We start from the raw sequence: 23,075 nt of genomic DNA, 5'->3' as shown, positions 1-23,075 counted from the left end.
CGTTAATTTTAACTAGATCCGCAAAACGTTATTGTGACAACGATAACAAGCGAAAGTTATTTGATTCGATCAACGATTATTAAGTAGGAACTAACCGAGCAGCAAACTTTATTTTAGTTTTTTATAAATTATATTTATAAAAACAAGCCAGTGATTGTCGTTGATAAAAATAAAATCCTATATATGAACAAAAACAGACGTCCTCTTAAGCCTTAGTACAGCTGATTTCATTACATTCACGGGTTAAGTATTGCTAAATTTTGATTGACAGACTTATAAATTAAGTTATGGTGATACTGAAAAAAGGAATACAGCTGTTGATGTCTGTTTATGTGAAAAAATTAACAATTAATAAATTGTTAGGAGGAATCGCAAATGTTGAGTCAAGTAAAATGGAAGGGCTTTCTTTTGCCGTTGGTCTTTGGAATTGGTCTCTGGTTACTTACACCACTACGACCGTTAGCTATTAGTATTATCGCGTGGCATCTCTTTGCTATTTTTGTAGCAACGATTATTGCTTGTATCACCAAGCCGTTGCCGATGATGGCCGTCACGCTGATTGGGATTGTTGTCGCAACGTTAACGGGTGTTTTTACGATGGACGAAGTCGCGACTGGTTTTGGTAATTCGACGGCGTGGATGGTTGCCATGTGCATGTTCATGGCTGCTGGTTTTATCAAATCGGGACTTGGCAAGCGGATTGCTTATTTATTTGTCAGCTTATTTGGTAAACGCACGTTGAGTTTAGCGTACGCCCTGTCCTTTGTTGATGCCGTGTTGGCGATTGGTATTCCCAGCAATAATGCGCGGGTCAATGGCATCATGTACCCAATCATTGATAATCTTTCTCGTGAAATGGGCTCTGACCCAAAACAGGGGACCCAACGGAAATTAGGCTCATTTTTAGTTTTTACTGAGTATGAAGTTAATAATATTACATCAGGCCTATTTTTGACTGGCTTGGCTGGTAACATGGTTGCGATTGGGCTAGCCAAAATGCAGGGAATCACGGTGACCTGGATGCAGTGGTTCATGGCTGCCTGTGTTCCGGGAGTTTTATCGCTACTAATTATTCCGTGGGTATTATATAAAGTTTATCCACCTGAAGTTAAGGAAACCCCTGATGCGCATCGCTGGGCAACGACACGGCTGACGGCTCTCGGAAAAATGACCGCTAGTGAAAAAATTATGTCGGTAACATTTGTTTTAGCCATCATTTTATGGTTGGTTGGGACTAAGATTGGCATTGATGCTACCGAAGTTAGTTTTATTGCGGTCGTTATTTTACTAATTACTGGCGTATTAACCACCAAAGATTTGCTTAATGAAAACTTTGCTTGGAATATTTTAGTCTGGTTATCAATCATTATGATGATGTCCAAGAAATTAATGACGTTAGGATTTTTCCCTTGGTTTTCAAAAACATTGGGACATTTACTGAACGGAATGAACTGGATTAGTGTTCTAATTATTTTGTTTTTGGCTTATTTCTACTTACATTATATGTTTCCGAGTGTCTCAACACAGATTTCGGCACTATACGCCGGTTTTTTATCCATTGCTATTGGTGCTGGCGTGCCCCACGTCTTAGCGGCTTTATTGTTGGCATTTGCTGGATCAATCAACTTATCAACGACGCCATATTCGGCAGGCCCTGCTGCATTACTATCAAGTACGGGTTATGTGACGAGTGCGGAGTGGTGGAAACTAAGCGCAATTGTGGGTGTTATTTTTAATATTATTTGGTTAGGTGGAGGGCTGCTCTGGACGAAGTTATTAGGTTTGTGGTAAATACTTAATTATAAGCGGCAATTCGTGATCATTACTGACTGCGAATTGCCGTTTATTTAGTGTTAAAATTAAGCATCAAGTAAAACTGAGCGTGGAGGTATTAATGTGAATGAACGTGATTTGAGATATTTCTGCTCATTAGTTGAGACGGGAAATTATACAGCCACAGCTACCCAGTTTCAGGTTACGCAACCCGCGATTTCGGCTGCTTTGAAACGTTTAGAATCCGAATACCATGCAGTCTTGTTAACACAGGCCAACCATCGGGCACAATTAGTAACGACGGCGGCCGGGCGTACTTTGTATATTAAGGCTAGCCAGCTTTTAAAGGCTTTTTCTCAAATGGCGTTAGAAGTTCAGCACGCTAATGAACGGCAGGTCCGATTGGGTTTTTCAAACGTAGCGGGTGGAATCTGGCTCCCACGGGTGATTAAAAAATTTATATCAGTTCACTTATTGGATCAAGTAACGACGACGATTGCTGATTCTGAAAAGTTATTAGTTGATTTGCGAAATGGTAAGTTAGATGCGGCCGTGTTTTCAACACTGCTGCCAGAACACTCGACTGATTTACGGGTGAGCATCTTAGAGGAACATCAGTTGCAGGTTTTGGTTAATGTCAATAGTCCGCTAAGCCAGCTAGAGACAATTCGCGCAACTGATTTACAAGGCGTACCAATTATTGCTCGGCCCAAACACGCCTTGCCCCGGCTAGCACTGGAACAGTATTGTCAGCGCGGTCGGATTAGGCCTAAGATTATTTATGAGGCGGCGACAAATGCGTTAGTTGAGGGACTGGTTGCCCAAAATATCGGTGTAGGGATGGTTATTGCAGGTTCCATCGTGTTAAGTGATCAGGTTGTGGGGATTCCATTGGCCCCTAAGGAACAATTACATTGCTACATGCAGTTGGCAGTCCGGAAGTCCTTTTTACCCAATACTAACCAGCAACAGTGCATAGATGTTTTGCGCCAAATTAGACAAACATCCGTGTGACTGCTGTGTAAATGTTAAGACAGAAAAATAGCGTTCAGACCGGCAATCGTCAATCCAAACGCTATTAGCTCACTTATTGCGCCAACATCTTCTGTGCAAATTCTTTAACGAGTTCAATCTGTTCAGCTTTGAGTTTACCCCCAGCACTGCCGATGATTTTCATGCCCTTGCCACCCATAACTTGATGAAAATGGCCAATTACGGGGATGCCCTTTTCAGTTGCGATCTTTGTGAGGGCCTTGTCCGAAACCACTTCGGGTCCTCCTGAGGTGGTAAATAATGCGATTTGCTTAACTTTCGTAGCATCTAAGCTTTTCATGAAAACGGATGCCGATTTGTCGGGTTTCATAAAATAAGTTCCCCCGCCAAAGAAGAGCGTATCAGCTTGTTCAACGGGCGTGTCGATTGATTCTGCAGGGACGCCAGCCACGGTTGCGATTTGTTCGGCAAATGCCTGAGTATTACCATTACGAGTTTGATAACGAATTGCTACTGTCATGAAAAAAACCTCCAATAAATAAATTAATGTAAATTAGGTGCTTATAATTAGTATGACAGTCATAGGCACGGACTGCCTAAGTTGGTATACTATTGGTAACATCAATTCTAGTATAAATCGTTTTGAAATCGATTACAAAAATACTGGTGAAGTCAGTAATGGACTGTGAATCAGTGACCACATGTCCGGTTACTGTTAATAGAATGATTGGTTAGACAATGGGAGTCGCTGATTATCCGAAAGATAATGAGTGGTGGCGAACCAATTACATCATTGATCATCGGGTTGTCGCGCTCAAATGAGCGATTTTTATCCGGTAATTGATGGCGAAACACAGTGAAGCACCGGCGTCACGTTGGGTATTCAGCATCTTAATTACTTTGCTGAGGCTAATGGCGATGTTGGAGGAGCGTTAGCAAGTTGAGGCCCACCCGGTATTAGTTGGGCCAGAGAAAGGATGATCGATCATGCCTAAAATTTATTTTTTATGTACGGGCAATGCTTGCCGTAGTCAAATGGCCGAGGGTTTTGCGCGACAATTATTAGGGCCAGCCTGGGAAGTTGCGAGTGCGGGCGTGGAAATTCACGGACTGAATCCGTTAGCTGTCCAGACAATGGCCGAAGTTGGCATTGATATTAGTGACCATACTTCTAAACTAATTGATGTGGCTTACCTTAATCAGTGTCAGATTGTTGTCACGCTCTGTGGTGATGCACGTGATCGCTGTCCGGTGACCCCGCCTACAGTGACTAAGTACCATTGGCCACTGCCTGATCCTGCGCGGGCTACTGGCGCGACTAATGAACGATTACAAGTCTTTCGGCAGGTACGTGATCAAATCAAGCTGAACGTGATGACCCTAGCGCAAACGTTAAGTCAGAACTAAGTTTCAAGTGCGGCCTCTGTTTATAAACAGGTGAGTTAGAGACGTTCAGCAATCGTTTGAAATTAAAATTGTGATATTTAAAATTCGAAGCCTCCAAGCTTGAGTAGCTTGGAGGCTTTTTTGCTGTCCGGATACGTGCTACTAGTAGTTCAGTGACTGAAGTAGCCAAGTTAGTTATATTTGTGAACGAAGACACATGTATAAAACCTACATTTAGTAGTGGTAAAAAGTAGTGTTTTTACCCATTACCTCGAAGAGACTGACGCGTTAGTATGAAAGCGTAGTCAAGATGAATGGCCGGTCATCAGTTCAATAGAACTGTTCAAGTTAAAAAAATCACAATTTAGTTGGAGGAGGAATCAACGAATCATGAAAGATTTTAAAGATAAGGTCATGTTTATTACAGGTGCTGCACACGGGTTTGGGCAAGTAATTGCTGAGGGTGCCGCTGATCGTGGTATGAAATTAGCCATGGTTGATATTGATGAACCGGCTTTGAAAGAGAGTTATCAGCACGTTCTCGACAAAGGTGCCGAAGCGTTGATGATTACAGCCGATGTTACTAAGGAAGCGAGTGTGGATGACGCTGTCGAACAGGCAATGGAAAAGTTTGGTCGCATTGACTTGCTGATCAACAATGCGGGAATCGCATTACCCGGCCGGATTTGGGAATTGCCGACTCGTGATTGGGAATGGATTATGCATATCAACTTAATGAGTCAAGTCTATGCGATGAAGCGCATCATTCCAATTATGATTCAACAGAAAACCCACGCGGATATTCTTAACGTGGCGTCAATTGCCGGTTTGGTTGATACACCCGGAATGCCATCTTATCATGCCAGCAAGTTTGCTTCCGTAGGGATGACTGAGGCGACGGCTTATGATTTGCAGCGTGCCGATATTGACATTGACATGCACGTGATGTGTCCAGGATTCGTGCAGACGGATCTCTATCACACTGAGAATCACCGACCAGCGCAATACAGTGATCCAACGGACCCATATTATCAAAGTGAAGCGTACTTAAAGGGGCAACAGTTTGCGAAATATGTCATTACCAATGGAAAACCGATTGATACAATTGCCGATACCGTCTTTAAAGCCTTAGAGGATAACCGATTCTACATTTTGACCCATCCCGAATATAATCCACTCATTGAAGATCGGGTTAAACGGATCGTCACGGATGGTGCGCCAGACGTTCACATTATGGACGGGATTATGTAACTATCGTCACGCAGACAAAGGAGTGTTTTACCATGGCAAGTTTTATTGCAAGTGATCAGGATGTTAACAACTTTTTGACTTCACCAAGTATGAATGATCAGGAAGGAATTGGCTTTGCGTATGCGACTGATGAAGCCACACTTAAGGCTTTAATTCCAGCACCGTTAAAATTAATGGCGCCAGTAGTTTGCGGCTATGTTGTTCATATGGGAAAACCGACTTTTAGTGCACCATACCTTGAAGAAAGTCTATTCGCCCTCGTTAGCTATAAAGATAAGATGATGGGTGCTTATCCAATTAACCTCTTACTCCACGGACCCGGCGCGGAAAGTGGTGTGATTGCAGGGCGCGAAGGTGCCGGAATTCCTAAGAAGCTGGCAGATGCCATCGAATTACGCCGGAATGACAACAGTGCGACGGCCACGGTTGAACGTCATGGTAAGACGTTGTTGAACGTTTCGTGGACGGCTGGTGAATTGAATGATCCATCAATTATGAAACAATTTGCGGGGCAATTGGCGTTAGGTAAGGAAGCTGAAATGAACAGTTTCTTCTACAAATATGATATTGATCAACATGAAGATGGGACGAACCATTTCAGTAATGTTCAGTTAGTAGCGACCCAGTTACGTTCCTTGGCTGATCAAGTTGAACCTGGGAATCTAAGCATTCAACTTGATTCGACTGATGATGATCCGTTTGGTGAACTGAAGGTTTTGAAGCCACTTGGCGCTGCTTGGTTCCATTTCGATACGTCAGTGATGTTTAATACTTTGAAATTGGACGAAGTCGATGCCGCGACAACGATGCCCAAGCTTTTAACGGGCCGTTATGACCGGAGCTTCTTCAATCCAAAGGCAGCGACCTACATTATTTAGGCTGATTACGAAAGTGAGGAATAGCTGATGTCAGAAGCAGTAAAAAATTTGGTGAACAATGATTTAGCAGACGTGATGTTTAACCGCCATTCAGTGCGGCAGTTTGACCCGGATGTCAAAATTGAGCGTGATGAGTTGCAAAAGATGATTGCAGAAGCAGCTACAGCGCCATCAGCATGTAATTTACAATCATGGCACTTTGTGGTAATTGATACACCCGAAGCAAAGGCTAAATTCAAGCAGGCTGTGATGAAGTTCAATTATCCGCAAGTTGACAGTGCATCGGCTATCGTCTTTATTGCCGGTGACACCCAATCGCACTATGTTTACCGGGATGTCTGGAACAAGGTTTATCAGGACGGTAATATTACTAAGGAGCGTTTGGACCAAATTCTGGGAACTTTCTTACCACTATATGAAAATGCAACGCCGGATTTCTTGAAATTTGATGCGACGATTGACTGTTCCGTTGTTGGGATGCAGTTGCTACTAGTTGCACGGGCTCATGGGTATGACGCCAATGCCTTCTCCGGTATCGATTTTGAGAAGATGATTCCAACATTGGGGCTTGATCCAAAACGGTATGTTCCCGTAATGGGGATTGCGATTGGGAAAGCGGCACAGGAACCGCTGCATACGACCCGGTACGATGCTAAGACCCAGACCGATTTTCTTGGTTGAAATTAACATAATAAGTTTGTGAAAAGAGCGGCTAACCCGCTCTTTTTTTGAACGGTAGATAATTTAAAGCTTAAATCAGAGCCGCTACTCAGTTCATCAGTAACCAGCTTTACAAAAGCGCTTACATTGCTTATGATGAAGGCGATAAAAGCGACTAAGGAGGCTAATCGATCATGCAATTAAAACCGTTATTGCGGCAGTTAGCTGCAACATTTGAGGTGAACATTGATACAAAATTTACACATAATCCTGAAGTGACACACGTTCAATTTGTTGATATGACAGAAGCTTTGATGGTGCATCGCCTGTATTTGCAACCCGAATCGAGCCAGATTGTTCGATTATCTTATAGTTGGCACGGCCACCGGCGAACGGTTGGTATGGTTAATTTGGGTGTGAGATTAACCACGGTGATTGCTGCTCAGAATCAGTTACTAAAATTGTTAATGACACTCGGTAAGTGTTTACATCATGATATTCAAATTCAAGCGGCCATCAATCAGCTAGCCATTAATGCGATTACGGCAGACTTTGATACAACATTGGCGCAAGCGGTCCGGCTGCTGAAAAATCCGCTGGCGATTATTGATTTAAATGGTGAGATTCTGACTCGTTCACATACAACGCAACTGAATGGAACGAGTATCCATGCGGCAGTTGAAACGAACCGGGTTGGCCAGTGGTTGTTGGATCATGGGTTTGCGCCGGACACGCCTGATTTTTTGACGCAGGTCTATGTGGCGGAGGATCGTTTGTCAGCAGGGCCGATGTTAATTACGCCATTAGCGAATGGAACCGAGCCCATTGGTTATTTAGTCATGCCGGCACTCAATCAACCGTTAAATGACCAGCAGGCACTCCTCATTAATGCGATTGGCCAGGTTATTGCTGGCTCGTTAGTTAAAAATCAAATTATGCCGACTGCTGAGTCGCAACGAGACCGGTTATTGAATTTATTGTTAACTGAGCGGCAGGGAGGAACATTTGCTGATCAGTTTGCTGAACAACATGTGCAACTACCAACTGCGATGGTTCTGATTCGCTGTGAGCCATTAGCTGATCAGGCGCCGCTGATTTTACAACAACGGCTCCAATATTTAATGTTACCACGGTTTAAGCAAGTGTTAGTTTCCACCTACCATCAGCAATGCGTGGCGTTGATTTCAATTGGTTTGGCTGCATACAATCAAAATCAATTCAAAATAGCGCTCCAACAAATTACCAAGCAAGCAGATTGTCGCCTAATCGTGTCCCAACACTATGTTAATCCAGAAGATACGTTTGCTGCGTATACGGTTTGTGAACGAACGGCCCAACTGAAGACTGGCCGTGGTCGGGTAATTTTTTGTGAAGACCAATTTTATAATTTAGCATTAGCACGGGTTAACCATCTCGAAATCTTACCTTTCTTTATTAACCCAGCATTACGCTTGTTACTGGCTTATGACCGGCAAAATCATGCTGAATTATTGCCGACGCTAGATGCATACTTACATGCGACTTGTAATTTGACCCGAACGGCTAAGCAATTATATGTTCATCCAAATACCCTGCGTAATCGACTACAACATATTAGTGAGTTAACGGGATGTGACTTACGGGATGCTGAAACGTGTTTTAAATTAGCCGCTAGTTTCAAATTACAGCAATTTTTAGCACAACATCAGTACCAGTATCGACCGGATATTCCAATCCCAACCCAAGACTAAGCGAAGCTAAAAGTGTGCAACCGGTTGTTAAAAGATGGTTGCGTCAGTAAAATTTAATAAAGCGGTGAGTTTACTCATTTTCAGTAATAAGTGCGTATCTATTGGGATAAGCGGGACTAGCTTAACGACTAAGCATGAGGTTTATCATTAAAATAGCTATGCAACCGGTTGCATCAAAGCTGAAAGCGTTTTATAATATAGGTGAGTTATGACAATGTCTTTCAAGGACGAATAGGCTGAATCAAGTTTTGCAGTGTCTATAGATAATGGCATCGTTGTTTGATCATCATAGATTAATTGTGCGGGTAATTCACAAGGAGGAATCATTAATGAGTAAATTTACGGATATTAAAGGGTTTGTATTTGATTTAGATGGCGTGATTGCGGATACGTCCGTCTACCATTCACAAGCTTGGCACCAATTAGCTGATGAGTTGGGTGTGACCTGGAGTGAAGAACTTGCTGATAACTTGAAGGGTGTCAGCCGAATGGATTCGTTGAATCTGATCCTGAAAACGGGTGGTAAGGAAAACGATTATACAGAAGCCGAAAAAGAGGCTTACGCGACTAAGAAAAATACGAATTACTTGAACTTATTGAAAGGTATGGATAAAACGGCAATTTTACCTGGTATTGAGGCCTTTTTAGCTGATTTAGCTAAGCATGGTTATCGCTTATCATTAGCCTCAGCTTCTAAGAATTCACCACTTGTTCTAGAACAATTAGGATTGGCACATTACTTTGAAGCACGGGTTGATCCAGCGACCTTAAAACACGGCAAGCCCGATCCAGAAATTTTTGCGCGTGGTGCAGAAGTACTAGGTCTTAAACCGGAAGAATGTGCGGGTGTTGAAGACGCTAAGGTTGGGATTCAGTCGATTAACGGTGCTGGTGAGACGTCGATTGGAATTGGTGATCCTATTATTTTGACGGGGGCAGACGTTAACTTTAGGTCGACGAGCGAATTAACCTTGGCTAATTTGGAAGCAGCGTTAGTATAAAATCTATGTAATTTTAATATTCAGGAACTATCTTGCAATCTCCAGTACTATTGAGGTTAGCAAGGTAGTTTTTTGCAATGTGACGATAAATAAGCAATGTTCCACGTGAAACATTGCTTATTTAAATCTGTGAACAGCTATTCAAAATAGCGAAACTAGCCTAAAATAAAGAGGAGCTTGTTAATAATCGTTACCATCAATATGGAGGAAACTATGAATAATGATCGCAAGTCTATGATGCCGTTATCACAACGACATCATATGACGATTCCGTGGAAGGACTTTATCCGTAATGAGGATGTACCGGCCAAGCACGCAAGTTTGCAGGAGCGGACTTCTATTGTCGGTCGAGTTGGTATTCTGATGTTGTCGTGTGGCACGGGAGCATGGCGGGTTCGTGATGCAATGAATAAGGTTGCTCGCAGTCTTAACTTAACGTGTTCGGCAGATATTGGCCTGATTTCGATTCAATACACGTGTTTTCATCACGAACGTAGCTATACACAGGTATTATCTTTACCGAACACCGGCGTCAATACGGATAAGTTGAATATTTTGGAACAATTTGTCAAGGATTTCGATGAGCAGTATGCTCGATTAACGGTGGCGCAAGTACATGCGGCCATTGATGAGGTGCAAGCGCGCCCCAAACAATATTCACCAGTGGTTCTAGGGTTAGCAGCCGGACTAGCATGTAGCGGATTCATCTTTTTACTTGGTGGCGGCATTCCAGAAATGATTTGCTCCTTTCTAGGGGCGGGACTTGGCAACTATGTTCGCGCGTTGATGGGTAAACGCTCAATGACGACGATTGCGGGCATCGCGGTCAGCGTTGCCGTAGCTTGTCTGGCTTATATGGTGAGCTTCAAAATTTTTGAATATAATTTTCAGATTCTGGCGCAACATGAAGCTGGTTATATCGGGGCAATGTTATTCGTGATTCCGGGGTTCCCGTTTATTACGAGCATGTTGGATATATCCAAGCTAGATATGCGTTCGGGGCTGGAACGGCTAGCTTATGCAATTATGATTACTTTGATTGCCACACTGGTCGGGTGGTTGGTCGCAACCCTAGTGAATTTTAAACCCGCTGATTTCTTGCCATTAGGGTTGTCACCATTAGCGATTCTTTTATTACGTTTACCGGCTAGTTTTTGTGGGGTTTATGGTTTCTCAATTATGTTTAATAGTTCGCAAAAAATGGCCATTACAGCGGGTTTTATTGGCGCGATTGCCAACACATTACGGCTTGAACTAGTAGAATTAACAGCCATGCCACCGGCCGCTGCGGCTTTTTGCGGGGCGCTCGTTGCGGGCTTGATTGCTTCGATTGTTAATCGTTATAATGGTTATCCACGAATCTCATTGACTGTCCCATCGATTGTAATTATGGTACCAGGATTATATATTTACCGAGCGATTTATAGTATTGGTAATAATCAAATAAGTGTTGGTTCGTTGTGGCTGACCAAAGCGGTATTAATTATCATGTTTCTGCCATTAGGATTGTTTGTTGCGCGCGCGCTATTGGATCATGAATGGCGTCATTTTGATTAATTAGGCAGTATAGCGCTGAAAATTGCTGAATGAATATAGTTTAAAAAGTCGTTTAACCACTGGACAGGAGTGTCTAGCAGCTAAACGGCTTTTTGAATGGTCTTGGACTGAAAATCATATGACTGAAGTTTACGATTAGAATCGCAACTTATTAAGGAGGCTGGTCATGGTAGCGATTACTAATTTAAGGTCATTAGGCGGTTATCGGAATGTGCAGCAACCGGTCGTTAAAGACGGATTGATTTATCGGTCAGGACAACTTAATCAGTTAACGCTGACGCAAACGCAATATTTGGCGACAACGTTAGGAATTACGCGGATCATTGATATGTGGAGTGCTGACGAGTGTCATCGATTTCTCGATGTCACGTAACCACAAGTACAGTATCAAGTATTAGATGTATTGGCCCAGGTCATGAATAATGATGCGAGTTTGCAATCGATGGTCAGGAGCACAGGGGCAGTTCATGACCGAATGATTCAGTTATATGAATAATTGGCATTAGACCCAACTGCTCGTCAAAGTTATCGCCGATTTATTCAATTATTACTAGTTCCAAACCAACCGCTAGTGTTTCATTGCTTTGCCGGCAAGGATCGGACTGGGGTCGGTGCGGCCCTGTTTTTGAAGATCATGGCTGTTAGCGATGAGCAGATTATGGCTGATTACTTGTTAACGAATCAGGCACGTGAGCACGCTAATCAATAAATTCTGGCGACGATGGCGTCTAAATTAACGCTGGAACAACAGCGGGCTGTTAGTCAGGCATTATTAGTAGATGCTGATTACTTTAGTCATTATTTTGAAGTTATCAGAGCCCACTATGGCATAGTCTCAAATTATTTACAGGCTGGCTTAGAATTGACCACCAAGGAGTGTCAACAGCTGCGTCAATTATATTTGACTAGGTAGTCAAGAACCGTAAAACTGTAAAAATCACGCCAATGCTCAGTTGAAACTAGCCTGAGTACTGGCGTGATTTATCATCATTAGTGGTCAGTGCTGTCAGTTGACAATAGTTGGTCAAGCATGTGATTACCAGCTTGTAAATCAGCGTGTTGATAATGTTGAGCGCGAATACGCATTGGATCGCCACCGTGATAATATTCATACATTAATTGACGTTGGCCGAACCCAGCGCTGGTCAGGTCGAAGGCTAAATTCAACAGGCGAGACCGTTCTTGGGCCGTTGCTCGATCGGTGGTCAGAGCCTGGTCTAAGATAGCGGCGTTATCACCATTAAATTCTGCAAAGCTAGGTACGCCAACCATGGACCCGGCTGCTAAGTGTTGGGTTACTCTGAGCGCCTCATCATAGAATTCGGGAAGGGTTGAACGGACGGCCTGTAATGCTTGTAGACTTGGTGTATAGATGCCAAATTTATCCAAATGACCATCGTCTTCTGAGCGGGTGATGGTGCCTTTGATGAGCTCAAGATTAGCCGTCAAACGACCAAGTTTTTCTTGGACCCCTAGGAACCCATCTAAACCTAGGACATGTGCGATGCGAATTGCCAAACTAGTTGCTAATTCGAGTTTGGTAATACCACGAACCTCGTCTTGATGGGACGTCTGAATGAACATGCCGGAATCAATGAAAAAACGATTACTCATTTTGACGTTATTTTCGACAAAAACCTTTGACCACGGAATAAAAGCGTGATCAAAAACAATGTAAGCATCGATTTCGTCAAGGGCGTTACTGAGTGGGTAGTCGGCGATTGAAGCAGCGGGATGATCCAATAATTTACGACAAATAATTTTGACGTCGGGGTTATTGAGTGGTGTGGCAAAGGCGACGGCGTAACTACTATCACCATTTGCTAGCAATAACTCTGGTGGATTGAAGATCAGTAAGTCATCGGCAATCGGGGCCATTGTATTGACCATTTTGGCGCCCGAAACAAAGATACCATTTTGATTCCGCTCAACGGTGTGAACACCTGCATAACCAGATGAAATCATATTGATAGCTTTTTGGCGATCGAGTTGTGGATTCTGTAGCGCGTGACTAATAAAAATATCATTATTTTTGACCCACTCAGCATAATGACGGGCATTCGCTGCAAAATTGGTATATTGGTTGTGTCCGAGGAAGGCAGCGCGTTCTGCTAAGACGGCCATACCAGTATTAAGGAAATCTGGTGTGCGCCCTAACATGCCACTGTTACTTTGTGCAATTTCCTGATAAGCGCGGTGTTTTTGCCGCAAATCCTCAACGGTACGTGGTACTTTAAAAGCAATATCATAGCGCTGACCATTTTCTAGATAGGTGTGTACTTCAGCATGAGTGTGTTGAAGTGCATAATATTGGTTATTCAGGGCTAAAGTTTTACGAAAGATTGGGACGTCAGCGACATTGACGCGGTGTCCATTCAAATAGACCGCTCGCCCATCATTGAGCTGTTCGATAGTATGCATGTTTATTTTCCCCCTAATGAAAGTTCTATTCCAATATACCACGAATGGAAGCGAATTCATTGGGTGCCCAATGTTTTAATTTAGTGCGCAGAATAAACGACATGAAAACGTTCTAGGACCATTTGTGCGGTTTGGGGGTCAAAGACCTGGTGTGCACTTTGGTACTCCTGTTCAAAAAAGGCGTCATGAACGTGGCGCCAATAGGCATAGGTGCGGTCGCCTTCACCTTCTAAATAAGCGTGCGTCGCAGTGATGTCAAGGTAGGGGGTAATCATGACTTGGTCGGTACGAGTCACACAGACTGGTTGATCGTGGGCGTCTAAGATGATATCGTAGGCCCCAACTTTTGGAAGTGGTTCATCAGCTTCGTATAGATCATAAGCGCTGGTGGTAGCCGTCTTTGTGCCAGTTAGTACGAGTTGTGCGAGTTCATCGGCTTCGCTACCAAACTGATAGGCGCTCTGTAACGGGGTTGTTTTTGGCAGATTTAGTGTAGATTTAGCTTGTTCAAAAAAGGATTGGACATCCATTGTGGGGCCTCCGATTGGTTTTAGTTTTAAGTTTAGCATAAACTGACCATTGGCATTTTATTTAGCGTGGTATAATGACCCTATCTTGGGTAATTGCAGGCGATACCCAGACCAAACATTGCCGTTGTGGAAAGGACGAACCATGCGAATTAATGTGTTGCAGCATACCCCGAATGAGGGGCCTGGCATGATTGCTGATTGGGTCCATGCCCATGGTCATACCATGTATGTCTATCACCCGTATCAATTTGGGGTTCTCCCAACGGTGGATGAGACGGAGATGCTTGTTATCCTCGGGGGACCGATGAGTCCCAATGATGATTTACCATGGATCAAACAAGAGCGTCGCTTGATTCAACAACTATTAGACCGCAATGTGCCATTGTTTGGGGCGTGTTATGGCGCGCAACAGATTGTGAAAACCTTGGGCTATCCAGTCACTAAAGCTCCAGCTAAGGAGGTTGGTTGGGCGCCCGTTTATCGGCAGAGTACGGTGATTCCAGGGATTCCAGCCAGTTTGTCGGTACTACACTGGCATGAAGAAATGTTTGCTGTGCCAGACGAGGCGACTTTATTGTTTTCCAGTGATCGCGTGGCTAATCAAGGATTTGTATTCAATCATCGGGTCGTAGGCCTGCAATTTCACTTTGAGCCGGCTGCGGATAATGTACGGGAAATGGTGGTTAATGATGGTCGTTATATTTCTGGTTCGGCCTTGAAACAAACGACAGCAGAAATCTTACAAACGCCGGTGCCCAGCCAGAATCAACAAGTTTTGAATACGATCTTGGATTACATCACGACTGAATAAAACTGTTAAAAATAGTGCGAAGGTGTTATCAAAAATACCGTTAGACCTTGATAGGGTTAACGGTATTTTTGTTCAGCAAACTGAACATCAGTAAAAAGCCTGAATTTGTTGTAATTCTTTGAGATAACCAGTTTTTAATGCTTCGGGGTAAATAATTTTAACGTTGCGGCCTAATCCTAGTAAATAGTTGATCATATAAGCTAGTTCATCTTGATTATAGCCACCAACGAGGTAGTCTTGACCGTCCTGATGCTCTAAGCGCATATTAGGATAATTATTTTTCTGGACGTGTTCACGGCCCAGAGGTGTTAGCACGCATTTGTATCGTATGTTGTGATGGTCACGATCATAAGCATGTTGCCGTTCGGCGAGTTGTTCCCAAGTGTATCGTGCTGGTTGTTCGCTGACTTGAAAAGACTTAATGGTATCACAGCGGTAAATTCCCCAAACATTACTGTCGAGATCGTAGCCACTGAAGAACCAAATTCCATGTCGATATAATAAATCAAAAATTTGAAATTTAGCGGTCACGAGCGAGGTTGTCAACTGGACAACCGTTTCATCAAGTATCGCTGTTAATAAATCACTTAAATGTGTCGGCGCATCTAGGTTAGGAATTGAGTAGTAGTTAACGACGCGCTGTAACTTAGCGACTTGGCGCTGATTACTTAAAGATAGCGTCGCCATGAGTTTTTTGTAAATTGTTTGATAGGATTTTTCAAAAGGCGTCGCTGACAGTAAGCTGAGCGCTTTGAGCGCAAAAAAGAGCGCGTTGATTTCCTGACTATTCAATAATACCGGGACCCATAGTTGTTGCTGCACGAGCTGGTAACCGCCATAACGACCGGGCTCAACGTAAAATGATAAGCCAAGCTGTTCTAATGAGCTAATATCGCGCAGGGCCGTACGTTTGGAGATGTTAAACTCTTGCATTAGTTCTTTAACGTGAAATGTTTGTCGGTAGCTTAGAAAAATCAACTCTTGATTAAGGCGTTCAGAACGATTCATATAATTTCTCCTAAAAAATTATTTTAATGGTGACATAGACTGGCACCTTTTGACTGTAGTATATAACTGTTGTCAATTACGACCAACGATTAATTTAATCATTAAGGAGATTTTTAAATATGCAAACTTTGATCATTAATGCTCATCCAGACTTTCGGAACACGGCGCACTACTCTATTCAGTTAGAACAGGCCTTTTTACAACATTTTCGGAGTCGTTTCCCTGAGGATACTGTTGATATCATCAATCTCTACGATATGGTTATTCCACAAGCAACGGTACCTGAATTATTAGGAATTTGGGAAAAACAAGCTCAGCATGTGACCTTATCGGCTCGGGAGCAACAACTATTTGCAATCAATCAACAACTCTTACAACAGTTTAAAGCTCATCATCGAATTGTGATTGCGATGCCGTTGCATAACTTCAACGTGCCAGCACGATTAAAAGACTATATTGATAATATTTTAGTGGCTCGAGAGACTTTCCGTTACACTGAAAATGGGTCGGTGGGCTTGATGACTAATGACTATCGTGTCATGTTACTGCAGGCCAGTGGGTCAATTTATACTCGCAATGACCGTTACACACCAATGGAATTTTCACGGCTATATCTTGATAAGATGTTCACGGAGATCATGGGTTTTGATCAGTTTGAGATAGTACGGGCACAAGGGTTACAAACGCAAGGTGTGGATGTGCCACAAGCACTGAAGCAGGCCAAAGTAGATTTGGCGGCCGCTTTTGAACGGTTTTATAATTAACGACAGTCGTTGTAATGATTAGAATAATTGAAAAGGTATTAGTGGTCTGATATTGATGGCCGCTAATACCTTTTTCGACGTGCTGTGCAAAGTGACTGCGTAGTGCATGATTGGTCCCGAAGGATGTCTTGTTATTAAAGCGGTTGGTTTTGAATTGAATGCCAGACTTACATGGCGGGATTTGTCCCAATCTACGGTAGTGGCAGATCTTTACTAACCGTTTGACGTTCAGAACCGGTATACTGGAAGCAGTAATTTAATATGCGTGAAGGGAGCCCCACATGAAACAAATTGTAGCGGGAATTATTGCGCATGTCGATGCGGGTAAAACAACGTTGTCCGAGGCGTTACTTTATCGGTCAGGTACATTGCGGCAATTAGGGCGTGTGGATAATGGCGATGCCTTTTTAGACACAGATACGCTTGAAAAACAGCGCGGCATTACGATTTTTTCACACCAAGCAAACTTACAATATAATGATATCAATTTAACGCTTTTGGACACTCCGGGCCATGTGGATTTTGCAACGCAGACTGAGCAAGTGCTATCAGTTTTAGACTATGCAATTTTAGTCGTTTCAGCGACTGATGGTGTTCAAGGCTATACGCGGACGCTATGGCGATTATTAGACCGGTATCACGTACCAACCATGTTATTTGTAAATAAGATGGATGCGCCGGGCACGGATGGCGAACAATTGCTCAAGCAAATCCAACAAACATTATCGCCAGGTTGTGTGGCATTTAATACGTTGGGGGCCACCACAGCTCGCGACAGCCAACCAACCATCCCTTCAGCGACAGTTGAAGAGATTGCGATGCAAAATGACGAGGTGTTGGCAGATTATTTAGAGACGGGAGCGCTGAGTGATGAGACGATCCGGCAAATGATTCAACGCCGGGAAGTCTTTCCGTGTTATTTTGGTGCGGCACTCAAGTTAGATGGGGTTGATGCCCTGATGGCTGGCCTTGACTATTGGACAAAACCACGGTCGACGAGTACTGATTTTGGTGCGCGAGTGTTTAAGATTACGCACGATGATCAGGGTGAACGGCTGACCTGGGTTCGAATGACCGGCGGAGAATTACATCCTAAAGATATTGTACTAGATGATCAGAAAGTCAATCAGCTGCGGATTTATAATGGCACTAAATATGCGACAACGCCTGTGCTGACGGCTGGAGCAGTTGGCACCATTACCGGTCTGACGGGAACACGACCGGGACAGGGACTGGGTAGCGCGCCATCTGGTTTATCGCCGGCCATGCAGCCGGTACTGACTTATGCGCTTGATCCTCAAGCCGAAGAACTGCATGCATGTTTGGCAGCCTTGCGTCAGCTTGAAGATGAGGATCCGCAATTACACGTGACTTGGTCAGAACCACTCCAGGAATTGCGAGTACAGGTCATGGGAATGATTCAGCTAGAAGTACTGCAACAAATCTTAAAAGAGCGTTTTCAACTGTCCGTACAGTTCGGAACTGGGAGTATCTTGTATCAAGAAACGATTACCAAGGCGGTTGAAGGCGTCGGTCATTTTGAACCGTTGCGGCACTATGCGGAAGTATATTTGTTGCTGACGCCCGCACCGCGGGGAAGTGGACTGCAATTTACGACCGATTGTTCATTGGAAGTACTTGGCCGCAATTGGCAACACCAAGTTGTGTCAAATCTACAAGCCAAAACACAATTGGGTGTCCTGATTGGCGCACCACTAACGGATGTCAAAGTAACGTTGGTTAGTGGCCGGGCTAGCAATGTTCATTCAGTTGGTGGGGACTTTCGTGAGGCGACGTGGCGCGCGTTGCGTCAAGGCTTGATGATGCTAAAACAATGTGGTGATTGTCAGCTGTTGGAGCCGTGGTATCGGTTTCGTCTCGAAGTTGGTCAGGAGCAAGTTGGCCGGGCGATGACTGATATTCAGCGGATGAATGGTCAATTCGATGCACCGGTCGCGAATACGAGCGTGGCCACGGATGGGACTGACTTAACGACAATTACGGGAACGGCGCCAGTAGCAGCGATGCAGGACTATTCACAGACGGTTCGAGCTTACACGCATGGGCAGGGGCAATTGGAATGTATCGTGGATGGTTATCGGCCGTGTCATAACGAGATGGCTGTTGTCGATAAGGCCGAATATGTCCCCACAGCAGATTTAGAAAATACACCGGACTCGGTCTTTTGTGCACATGGTGCCGGTTATCCGGTAGCTTGGGATCAAGTGCCAGAGATGGCGCATGTTCCGTATGTTTATTCGGATACGGAATTAGCACATTTTAAGGCGCCATCAAAATAGAAATTGAGGAAATGCAGATGACGGATGTGACGTTTAATTCGACCTTCGCGGCAACTTTGCAATATGAGTTGCACCAGCCAGTTTTGAGTCTGCCATTGTCGTTACAAATTGGTGATTTAACTCGGCTGACAACTGATGGCCCAGCACAGCTCGCCAACAGTGCCGATGACCCAGTTGTTAAGCAAGCATTGGCAACATTAAAATCTCAAGTTAAGCAGGGGGCGGTACTACGAGTGTGGTGGTCTATGCCGGATGATTGGGTAGGGTTTGACTGGCTATGTCAGCAGTTAGTAGACACAGACGCGCAATTGAGACAAGTGATGGTGCCGCTGAGTTATCAGAAATACTGCCAGAAGATATTGCGCATTACTTACAGTTGGTACAAGTCGTTTCTAAGAACGAACAGCGTGCTCATAGTTATGAATGGCAAGCGCTTGTGGCAGAAAATGCGCCGTTACGGGTCAATCTTAACGGGCACTTAGTCAGTGTCGCCGCTGACTTTTATGACAGCTTGTTAGAACGCCAAATACAACCGGGACGCCCAGTTGTGCAAATTATTGGTGAGATGCTGATGCGCTACTCACTGGGCTTGCCAGACTGGTGGTATCGTGCCAGGCTCCAACATATCTTGTCAACGAGAGGATGATTAATGTGAAGAAAATTGCGCCCCTGTTTGTTGGTTTGGGGGCCGTTAGTTTTGGAATTCCTGCATCACTATTTAAGATTGCACGCCAGCAAGGAGTCGTTAATGGCCCACTGCTATTTTGGTCCTTTCTGAGTGCAGTTGTGATTTTAGCCGTGATTCAAATTTTCCGCCGAGCGCGTTTGCGTAATCAGCAAACGAATTGGAAGCAAATCGGACTGGTAATTGCGGCTGGAACGGCTTCGGGATTTACTAACACCTTTTATATTCAGGCGTTAAAGCTTATCCCAGTTGCTGTGGCCGCAGTGATGTTGATGCAGGCGGTCTGGCTATCAACACTACTAGGGGCTGTGATTCATCATCGGCGGCCCTCACGACTGCAAATGGTCAGTATTGCTTTGGTATTGATAGGCACGATTTTAGCTGCTGGACTGTTTCCGATTACGCAGGCGCTCGCGCCGTGGGGCTTGATACTCAGCTTTTTAGCGGCATGTTCGTATGCTTGCACGATGCAGTTTACGGCTAGCTTAGGCAATAACTTAGATCCGCTATCAAAAACGTGGTTGCTGTGTTTGGGCGCTTTCATACTCATTGCTATCGTGTGGTCACCGCAATTAGTTACGGCACCCACCACGCCAGCAACAGTCGGCTGGGGAGTGCTGATTGCACTATTCTCAATGGTTTTTCCACTGGTTATGTATTCATTATTTATGCCGTACTTAGAGCTCGGCATTGGGCCAATTCTTTCTTCTTTAGAATTGCCAGCCTCGATTGTCGTTGCATTTGTATTGCTTGGTGAGACTGTTGATTGGTTGCAAATGGTTGGCGTGGTCATTATTCTTACGGCCGTAATTCTGCCAAACGTGTTAAATATGCGACGAGTTCGTCCATAACACAGGTTAATACTAAACTCAAAATGAGCATATTGTACTGGTGCATTTTTAATTTGGAGTGCAATGTGTTTTTGTTTCACGTGAAACATTCATCTAATTGATGTTCTTTATGGACAGTTAGCAGATACCTTATTTATATAAACGACTAAATTCGCGGTACAACTTGAATTGAAAGGTGGTTAGTCTGATGGCGTCAACGTATCGGATCGTCCGCGCTGAAGCAGACAGTGACTTTGAAAAAATTCGACAGTTATATTATGTGACTTGGCAATCGGCATATCGTGATTTGATGCCCGTAAGTTATTTACAGCAACTAACGCCGGCAACTTGGCGCCCGGAACGACGATGGCAAAATATGTTGTTGGCCATGACGGCTGCCGGTGAAGTGGTGGGGGTTTGCACATTTGGTCCGGCCAGACATACGAACTATGAGGGGTGGGGCGAACTGTATTCGCTATATGTTCACCCGCACTATCATCAGCATGGCATTGGTCAGCAGTTAATGATGCAGGCCCACCGTCGCTTGAAGGCGGACTATCCACAGAATTACCTACTTGTTCTGGCAAATAATACTGTGGCCCAGCGTTTTTATCAACGTAATGGATTTCACGACACTGGTCAGATTTATATCGATCATGCGCCGTTTGGTGTTTTGCATGAGCGAATTTTTGAAGATTAACGCAAAAAAACGGGCCTTGTGCCCGTTTTTTATAGTTTAGCAATCAATTGGCGTGCGACCGCTCGTGCTGAGAACGGGTTTTGACCAGTGATCAATTGACCGTCAGTAATGGCATATTCGCGATAAAAGCGATGCTGACTAAAGATAGCACCGTGAGCAGTGGCTCGTTCACGGTTAAGGAATGGGACCACCCGTTTCTTACCGGCAATCAGCTCTTCAGTTGCGGTAAAGCCCGTAATGGTTTTGCCAGCAATCAAGTATTGGCCCGTTTGGTCTTTGATGTTTAGAAGGCCAGCAATTCCATGACAAACGGAAGTCACATACCCGCCATGTTGATAAATGGCCAGTGCAATGGTCTGTAACTCGGAATTGTCCGGGAAGTCCCACATTACACCGTGGCCCCCAGTATAGTAAATAGCAGTATAAGCATCGGGGTTGACCTGACTTGGCTTGAGCGTATTCTTAAGGGCCCGATCAATGAAATCAGGATTTTCATATACGGCCATTGTGGCGGCATCAGTATATTTCATACTGCGCGGGTCAAGGGGCACGAAGCCACCATTAGGACTAACGTAGTCAACGGCAATTTGGGCTTGCTGCATTTCATCGATGAACTCAGCGGCTTCACCTAACCAAAGACCAGTCGGATCGTTAGTTCCTTGGTAACGGGTGACGTTGGTTTCAACAATTAAGACTTTTTTCATTAATTATGACTCCTTAAAAAGACTGGTTTGAAGGTCGGTATTGGCTAATTAGGTTGAATACTGACAATGATTTTACCGGTGGCGTGACCAGCATACGAATATGCTAACGCGTCGTTGATGTTGGCGAGGGGGATAACCCGATCAATAACCGGTTTAATCACGCCTTGTTCAATTAGTTGTCGCAGGCGCACAAGTTGCTGGCCATTAGGTTGCATGAACAGAAACGAGTAGGTAGCCTGGGCTTGTTTTTCTAGCCGACTCAGTTTACGCGTTGCTAGCCCCAATAACCATTGTTTCCATATTGGTAGTCCGTAATCCTTTCCAAAACGCGCGTTGGGAAGGCCGGCAATGCTGACGATTTGACCGCCTGGCTTGATAATTTGAAAAGCGGCTTCGAGGGATTGCCCGCCGCGGGTATCTAATACGGCATCGTAATTGGATAATACATCAGTAAAGTCTTGCTGATGATAGTCAATGATTTTATCAGCACCTAGTGATTGAACGAGGTCAAAATGTTTCGCACTGGTAGTGGTGGCGACGTAAGCGCCGAAATATTTGGCCAGTTGAATGGCAATAATCCCAATGCCACCCGAACCGCCGGGAATGAAAACCTTTTGTCCCGGTTGGATGTGCATCAGATCGTGTAGTGCTTGGTAACTGGTTAAGCCTACTAATGGAATTGCAGCGGCTTCTTCAAAATTAAGATTGGCTGGTTTCAGTGCGATGGCTTGATGATCAATGGCGATAAATTCGGCAAAGGTTCCAATTCGATCTTTGGGGGCGCGACCGTAAACAGCGTCACCAACTTGAAAGCCCGACACTTGGTCGCCAACGGCAGTAATTACGCCGGCAAAGTCACTGCCCATAATTAATGGCATGGGGTATTGCAGTAACAATCTTAGATCGCCATCTTTGGTTTTCAAATCGATTGGGTTGACACTGGCGGCAACGATTTTGACGAGAACATCGCTGGGAGCTATTGTCGGAACAGGGACTTCTGTCACCATGGGGGTTATTTGCTTGTATTTAGTAATAATGGCAGCTTGCATAGTGGACTCCTAATATATTGGTTTAAATGTTTAACATCTTGAAC

22 protein-coding genes and 1 pseudogene are annotated in these 23,075 nt (G+C 44.2%); 17 read left to right on the top strand and 6 right to left on the bottom strand.

What is annotated here, in order from left to right:
* Nucleotides 1–375: 375 nt before the first annotated feature.
* Entirely contained in the window at nt 376–1,791 is a 1,416-nt protein-coding gene (locus RXV91_RS13735) for a DASS family sodium-coupled anion symporter (RefSeq protein WP_021730374.1), read from the top strand.
* Between the two features lie 105 nt (nt 1,792–1,896).
* Nucleotides 1,897–2,787, top strand: coding sequence for a LysR family transcriptional regulator (locus RXV91_RS13730; protein ID WP_316440332.1), 891 nt, complete (start codon nt 1,897–1,899; stop codon nt 2,785–2,787).
* A 73-nt stretch (nt 2,788–2,860) separates the two neighbouring features.
* Here RXV91_RS13730 and RXV91_RS13725 read toward each other — a convergent pair whose 3' ends face one another.
* On the bottom strand, nt 2,861–3,286 hold the full coding sequence (locus RXV91_RS13725; RefSeq protein WP_316440331.1) for a flavodoxin domain-containing protein: 426 nt from the start codon (nt 3,284–3,286) through the stop codon (nt 2,861–2,863).
* 467 nt (nt 3,287–3,753) lie between these two features.
* Here RXV91_RS13725 and arsC point away from each other — a divergent pair, with 467 nt between their 5' ends.
* The 8 genes and pseudogenes from arsC to RXV91_RS13685 all read left to right on the top strand — a co-directional run bounded on the left by arsC (nt 3,754) and on the right by RXV91_RS13685 (nt 12,142).
* Complete coding sequence (gene arsC / locus RXV91_RS13720; RefSeq protein ID WP_316440330.1) at nt 3,754–4,173, top strand: arsenate reductase (thioredoxin); 420 nt, start codon at nt 3,754–3,756, stop codon at nt 4,171–4,173.
* A 369-nt stretch (nt 4,174–4,542) separates the two neighbouring features.
* Nucleotides 4,543–5,403 (top strand): SDR family NAD(P)-dependent oxidoreductase, encoded by an 861-nt coding sequence (locus RXV91_RS13715; RefSeq protein WP_021730379.1) that lies wholly within the window; start codon nt 4,543–4,545, stop codon nt 5,401–5,403.
* Nucleotides 5,404–5,435: 32 nt separating this feature from the next.
* Complete coding sequence (locus RXV91_RS13710) at nt 5,436–6,281, top strand: acetoacetate decarboxylase family protein (RefSeq protein ID WP_316440329.1); 846 nt, start codon at nt 5,436–5,438, stop codon at nt 6,279–6,281.
* A 27-nt stretch (nt 6,282–6,308) separates the two neighbouring features.
* Nucleotides 6,309–6,962: a nitroreductase family protein gene (locus tag RXV91_RS13705; RefSeq protein ID WP_316440327.1), complete on the top strand. Its 654-nt coding sequence runs from the start codon at nt 6,309–6,311 to the stop codon at nt 6,960–6,962.
* Between the two features lie 173 nt (nt 6,963–7,135).
* Nucleotides 7,136–8,671 carry a helix-turn-helix domain-containing protein gene (locus RXV91_RS13700; RefSeq protein ID WP_316440326.1) on the top strand — a complete coding sequence of 512 codons (1,536 nt, stop codon included), beginning with the start codon at nt 7,136–7,138 and terminating at the stop codon, nt 8,669–8,671.
* Between the two features lie 329 nt (nt 8,672–9,000).
* Nucleotides 9,001–9,672 (top strand): beta-phosphoglucomutase, encoded by a 672-nt coding sequence (pgmB, locus tag RXV91_RS13695; RefSeq protein WP_316440325.1) that lies wholly within the window; start codon nt 9,001–9,003, stop codon nt 9,670–9,672.
* Between the two features lie 213 nt (nt 9,673–9,885).
* The gene (locus RXV91_RS13690; RefSeq protein WP_316440324.1) at nt 9,886–11,229 is read left to right on the top strand and encodes a threonine/serine exporter family protein; all 1,344 of its coding nucleotides are present in this window, start codon (nt 9,886–9,888) and stop codon (nt 11,227–11,229) included.
* Nucleotides 11,230–11,395: 166 nt separating this feature from the next.
* Nucleotides 11,396–12,142: pseudogene (locus RXV91_RS13685) on the top strand (tyrosine-protein phosphatase).
* 77 nt (nt 12,143–12,219) lie between these two features.
* Here RXV91_RS13685 and RXV91_RS13680 read toward each other — a convergent pair.
* Both RXV91_RS13680 and RXV91_RS13675 read right to left on the bottom strand, forming a co-directional pair.
* Nucleotides 12,220–13,650, bottom strand: coding sequence for a 4-hydroxyphenylacetate 3-hydroxylase N-terminal domain-containing protein (locus tag RXV91_RS13680; RefSeq protein ID WP_316440323.1), 1,431 nt, complete (start codon nt 13,648–13,650; stop codon nt 12,220–12,222).
* A gap of 80 nt (nt 13,651–13,730) precedes the next feature.
* The gene (locus RXV91_RS13675; RefSeq protein WP_316440322.1) at nt 13,731–14,180 is read right to left on the bottom strand and encodes an ASCH domain-containing protein; all 450 of its coding nucleotides are present in this window, start codon (nt 14,178–14,180) and stop codon (nt 13,731–13,733) included.
* A 142-nt stretch (nt 14,181–14,322) separates the two neighbouring features.
* Between RXV91_RS13675 and RXV91_RS13670 the strand changes: the two genes are divergently transcribed.
* A complete protein-coding gene (locus RXV91_RS13670) occupies nt 14,323–14,991 on the top strand; it encodes a type 1 glutamine amidotransferase (protein ID WP_316440321.1) in 669 nt (222 codons plus the stop codon).
* Between the two features lie 87 nt (nt 14,992–15,078).
* Here RXV91_RS13670 and RXV91_RS13665 read toward each other — a convergent pair whose 3' ends face one another.
* Nucleotides 15,079–15,999 (bottom strand): WYL domain-containing protein, encoded by a 921-nt coding sequence (locus RXV91_RS13665; protein WP_316440319.1) that lies wholly within the window; start codon nt 15,997–15,999, stop codon nt 15,079–15,081.
* A gap of 119 nt (nt 16,000–16,118) precedes the next feature.
* Between RXV91_RS13665 and RXV91_RS13660 the strand changes: the two genes are divergently transcribed.
* The 6 genes from RXV91_RS13660 (at nt 16,119) to RXV91_RS13635 (ending at nt 21,278) form a co-directional block, all read left to right on the top strand.
* Complete coding sequence (locus RXV91_RS13660; RefSeq protein WP_316440318.1) at nt 16,119–16,763, top strand: NAD(P)H-dependent oxidoreductase; 645 nt, start codon at nt 16,119–16,121, stop codon at nt 16,761–16,763.
* A 281-nt stretch (nt 16,764–17,044) separates the two neighbouring features.
* Nucleotides 17,045–19,063 carry a translation factor GTPase family protein gene (locus RXV91_RS13655; protein WP_316440317.1) on the top strand — a complete coding sequence of 673 codons (2,019 nt, stop codon included), beginning with the start codon at nt 17,045–17,047 and terminating at the stop codon, nt 19,061–19,063.
* A gap of 17 nt (nt 19,064–19,080) precedes the next feature.
* Nucleotides 19,081–19,545 (top strand): hypothetical protein, encoded by a 465-nt coding sequence (locus RXV91_RS13650; RefSeq protein WP_316440316.1) that lies wholly within the window; start codon nt 19,081–19,083, stop codon nt 19,543–19,545.
* A complete protein-coding gene (locus RXV91_RS13645) occupies nt 19,440–19,709 on the top strand; it encodes a DUF3658 domain-containing protein (RefSeq protein WP_396426783.1) in 270 nt (89 codons plus the stop codon). Before RXV91_RS13650 ends, RXV91_RS13645 begins: the two co-directional genes overlap by 106 nt.
* A 5-nt stretch (nt 19,710–19,714) precedes the next feature.
* Complete coding sequence (locus RXV91_RS13640) at nt 19,715–20,599, top strand: DMT family transporter (protein ID WP_316440314.1); 885 nt, start codon at nt 19,715–19,717, stop codon at nt 20,597–20,599.
* Nucleotides 20,600–20,786: 187 nt separating this feature from the next.
* Nucleotides 20,787–21,278 (top strand): GNAT family N-acetyltransferase, encoded by a 492-nt coding sequence (locus RXV91_RS13635; RefSeq protein WP_316440313.1) that lies wholly within the window; start codon nt 20,787–20,789, stop codon nt 21,276–21,278.
* A 29-nt stretch (nt 21,279–21,307) separates the two neighbouring features.
* Here the strand turns inward: RXV91_RS13635 and RXV91_RS13630 are convergent, their stop codons facing one another.
* Nucleotides 21,308–21,982: a type 1 glutamine amidotransferase domain-containing protein gene (locus tag RXV91_RS13630; protein ID WP_316440312.1), complete on the bottom strand. Its 675-nt coding sequence runs from the start codon at nt 21,980–21,982 to the stop codon at nt 21,308–21,310.
* A gap of 44 nt (nt 21,983–22,026) precedes the next feature.
* Entirely contained in the window at nt 22,027–23,031 is a 1,005-nt protein-coding gene (locus RXV91_RS13625) for an NADP-dependent oxidoreductase (RefSeq protein ID WP_316440311.1), read from the bottom strand.
* Between the last annotated feature and the right edge of the window lie 44 nt (nt 23,032–23,075).

The organism is Lactiplantibacillus sp. DA1 (assembly GCF_032681335.1).
Lineage (GTDB): Bacteria > Bacillota > Bacilli > Lactobacillales > Lactobacillaceae > Lactiplantibacillus.
Note: the sequence above shows the minus strand (reverse complement) of the source record. Positions and strands in the feature narration are given on the sequence as shown.

What these genes read in the sequence shown, in the direction of transcription:
- RXV91_RS13715 (WP_021730379.1), top strand. Translation starts at nt 4,543, where the DNA reads ATGAAAGATTTTAAAGATAAGGTCATGTTTATTACAGGTGCTGCACAC.
- RXV91_RS13705 (WP_316440327.1), top strand. Translation starts at nt 6,309, where the DNA reads ATGTCAGAAGCAGTAAAAAATTTGGTGAACAATGATTTAGCAGACGTG.
- RXV91_RS13690 (WP_316440324.1), top strand. Translation starts at nt 9,886, where the DNA reads ATGAATAATGATCGCAAGTCTATGATGCCGTTATCACAACGACATCAT.
- RXV91_RS13630 (WP_316440312.1), bottom strand. Translation starts at nt 21,982, where the DNA reads ATGAAAAAAGTCTTAATTGTTGAAACCAACGTCACCCGTTACCAAGGA.
- RXV91_RS13670 (WP_316440321.1), top strand. Translation starts at nt 14,323, where the DNA reads ATGCGAATTAATGTGTTGCAGCATACCCCGAATGAGGGGCCTGGCATG.
- RXV91_RS13680 (WP_316440323.1), bottom strand. Translation starts at nt 13,650, where the DNA reads ATGCATACTATCGAACAGCTCAATGATGGGCGAGCGGTCTATTTGAAT.
- RXV91_RS13625 (WP_316440311.1), bottom strand. Translation starts at nt 23,031, where the DNA reads ATGCAAGCTGCCATTATTACTAAATACAAGCAAATAACCCCCATGGTG.
- RXV91_RS13650 (WP_316440316.1), top strand. Translation starts at nt 19,081, where the DNA reads ATGACGGATGTGACGTTTAATTCGACCTTCGCGGCAACTTTGCAATAT.
- RXV91_RS13700 (WP_316440326.1), top strand. Translation starts at nt 7,136, where the DNA reads ATGCAATTAAAACCGTTATTGCGGCAGTTAGCTGCAACATTTGAGGTG.
- pgmB (WP_316440325.1), top strand. Translation starts at nt 9,001, where the DNA reads ATGAGTAAATTTACGGATATTAAAGGGTTTGTATTTGATTTAGATGGC.
- RXV91_RS13655 (WP_316440317.1), top strand. Translation starts at nt 17,045, where the DNA reads ATGAAACAAATTGTAGCGGGAATTATTGCGCATGTCGATGCGGGTAAA.
- RXV91_RS13665 (WP_316440319.1), bottom strand. Translation starts at nt 15,999, where the DNA reads ATGAATCGTTCTGAACGCCTTAATCAAGAGTTGATTTTTCTAAGCTAC.
- RXV91_RS13725 (WP_316440331.1), bottom strand. Translation starts at nt 3,286, where the DNA reads ATGACAGTAGCAATTCGTTATCAAACTCGTAATGGTAATACTCAGGCA.
- RXV91_RS13675 (WP_316440322.1), bottom strand. Translation starts at nt 14,180, where the DNA reads ATGGATGTCCAATCCTTTTTTGAACAAGCTAAATCTACACTAAATCTG.
- RXV91_RS13735 (WP_021730374.1), top strand. Translation starts at nt 376, where the DNA reads ATGTTGAGTCAAGTAAAATGGAAGGGCTTTCTTTTGCCGTTGGTCTTT.
- arsC (WP_316440330.1), top strand. Translation starts at nt 3,754, where the DNA reads ATGCCTAAAATTTATTTTTTATGTACGGGCAATGCTTGCCGTAGTCAA.
- RXV91_RS13660 (WP_316440318.1), top strand. Translation starts at nt 16,119, where the DNA reads ATGCAAACTTTGATCATTAATGCTCATCCAGACTTTCGGAACACGGCG.
- RXV91_RS13710 (WP_316440329.1), top strand. Translation starts at nt 5,436, where the DNA reads ATGGCAAGTTTTATTGCAAGTGATCAGGATGTTAACAACTTTTTGACT.
- RXV91_RS13635 (WP_316440313.1), top strand. Translation starts at nt 20,787, where the DNA reads ATGGCGTCAACGTATCGGATCGTCCGCGCTGAAGCAGACAGTGACTTT.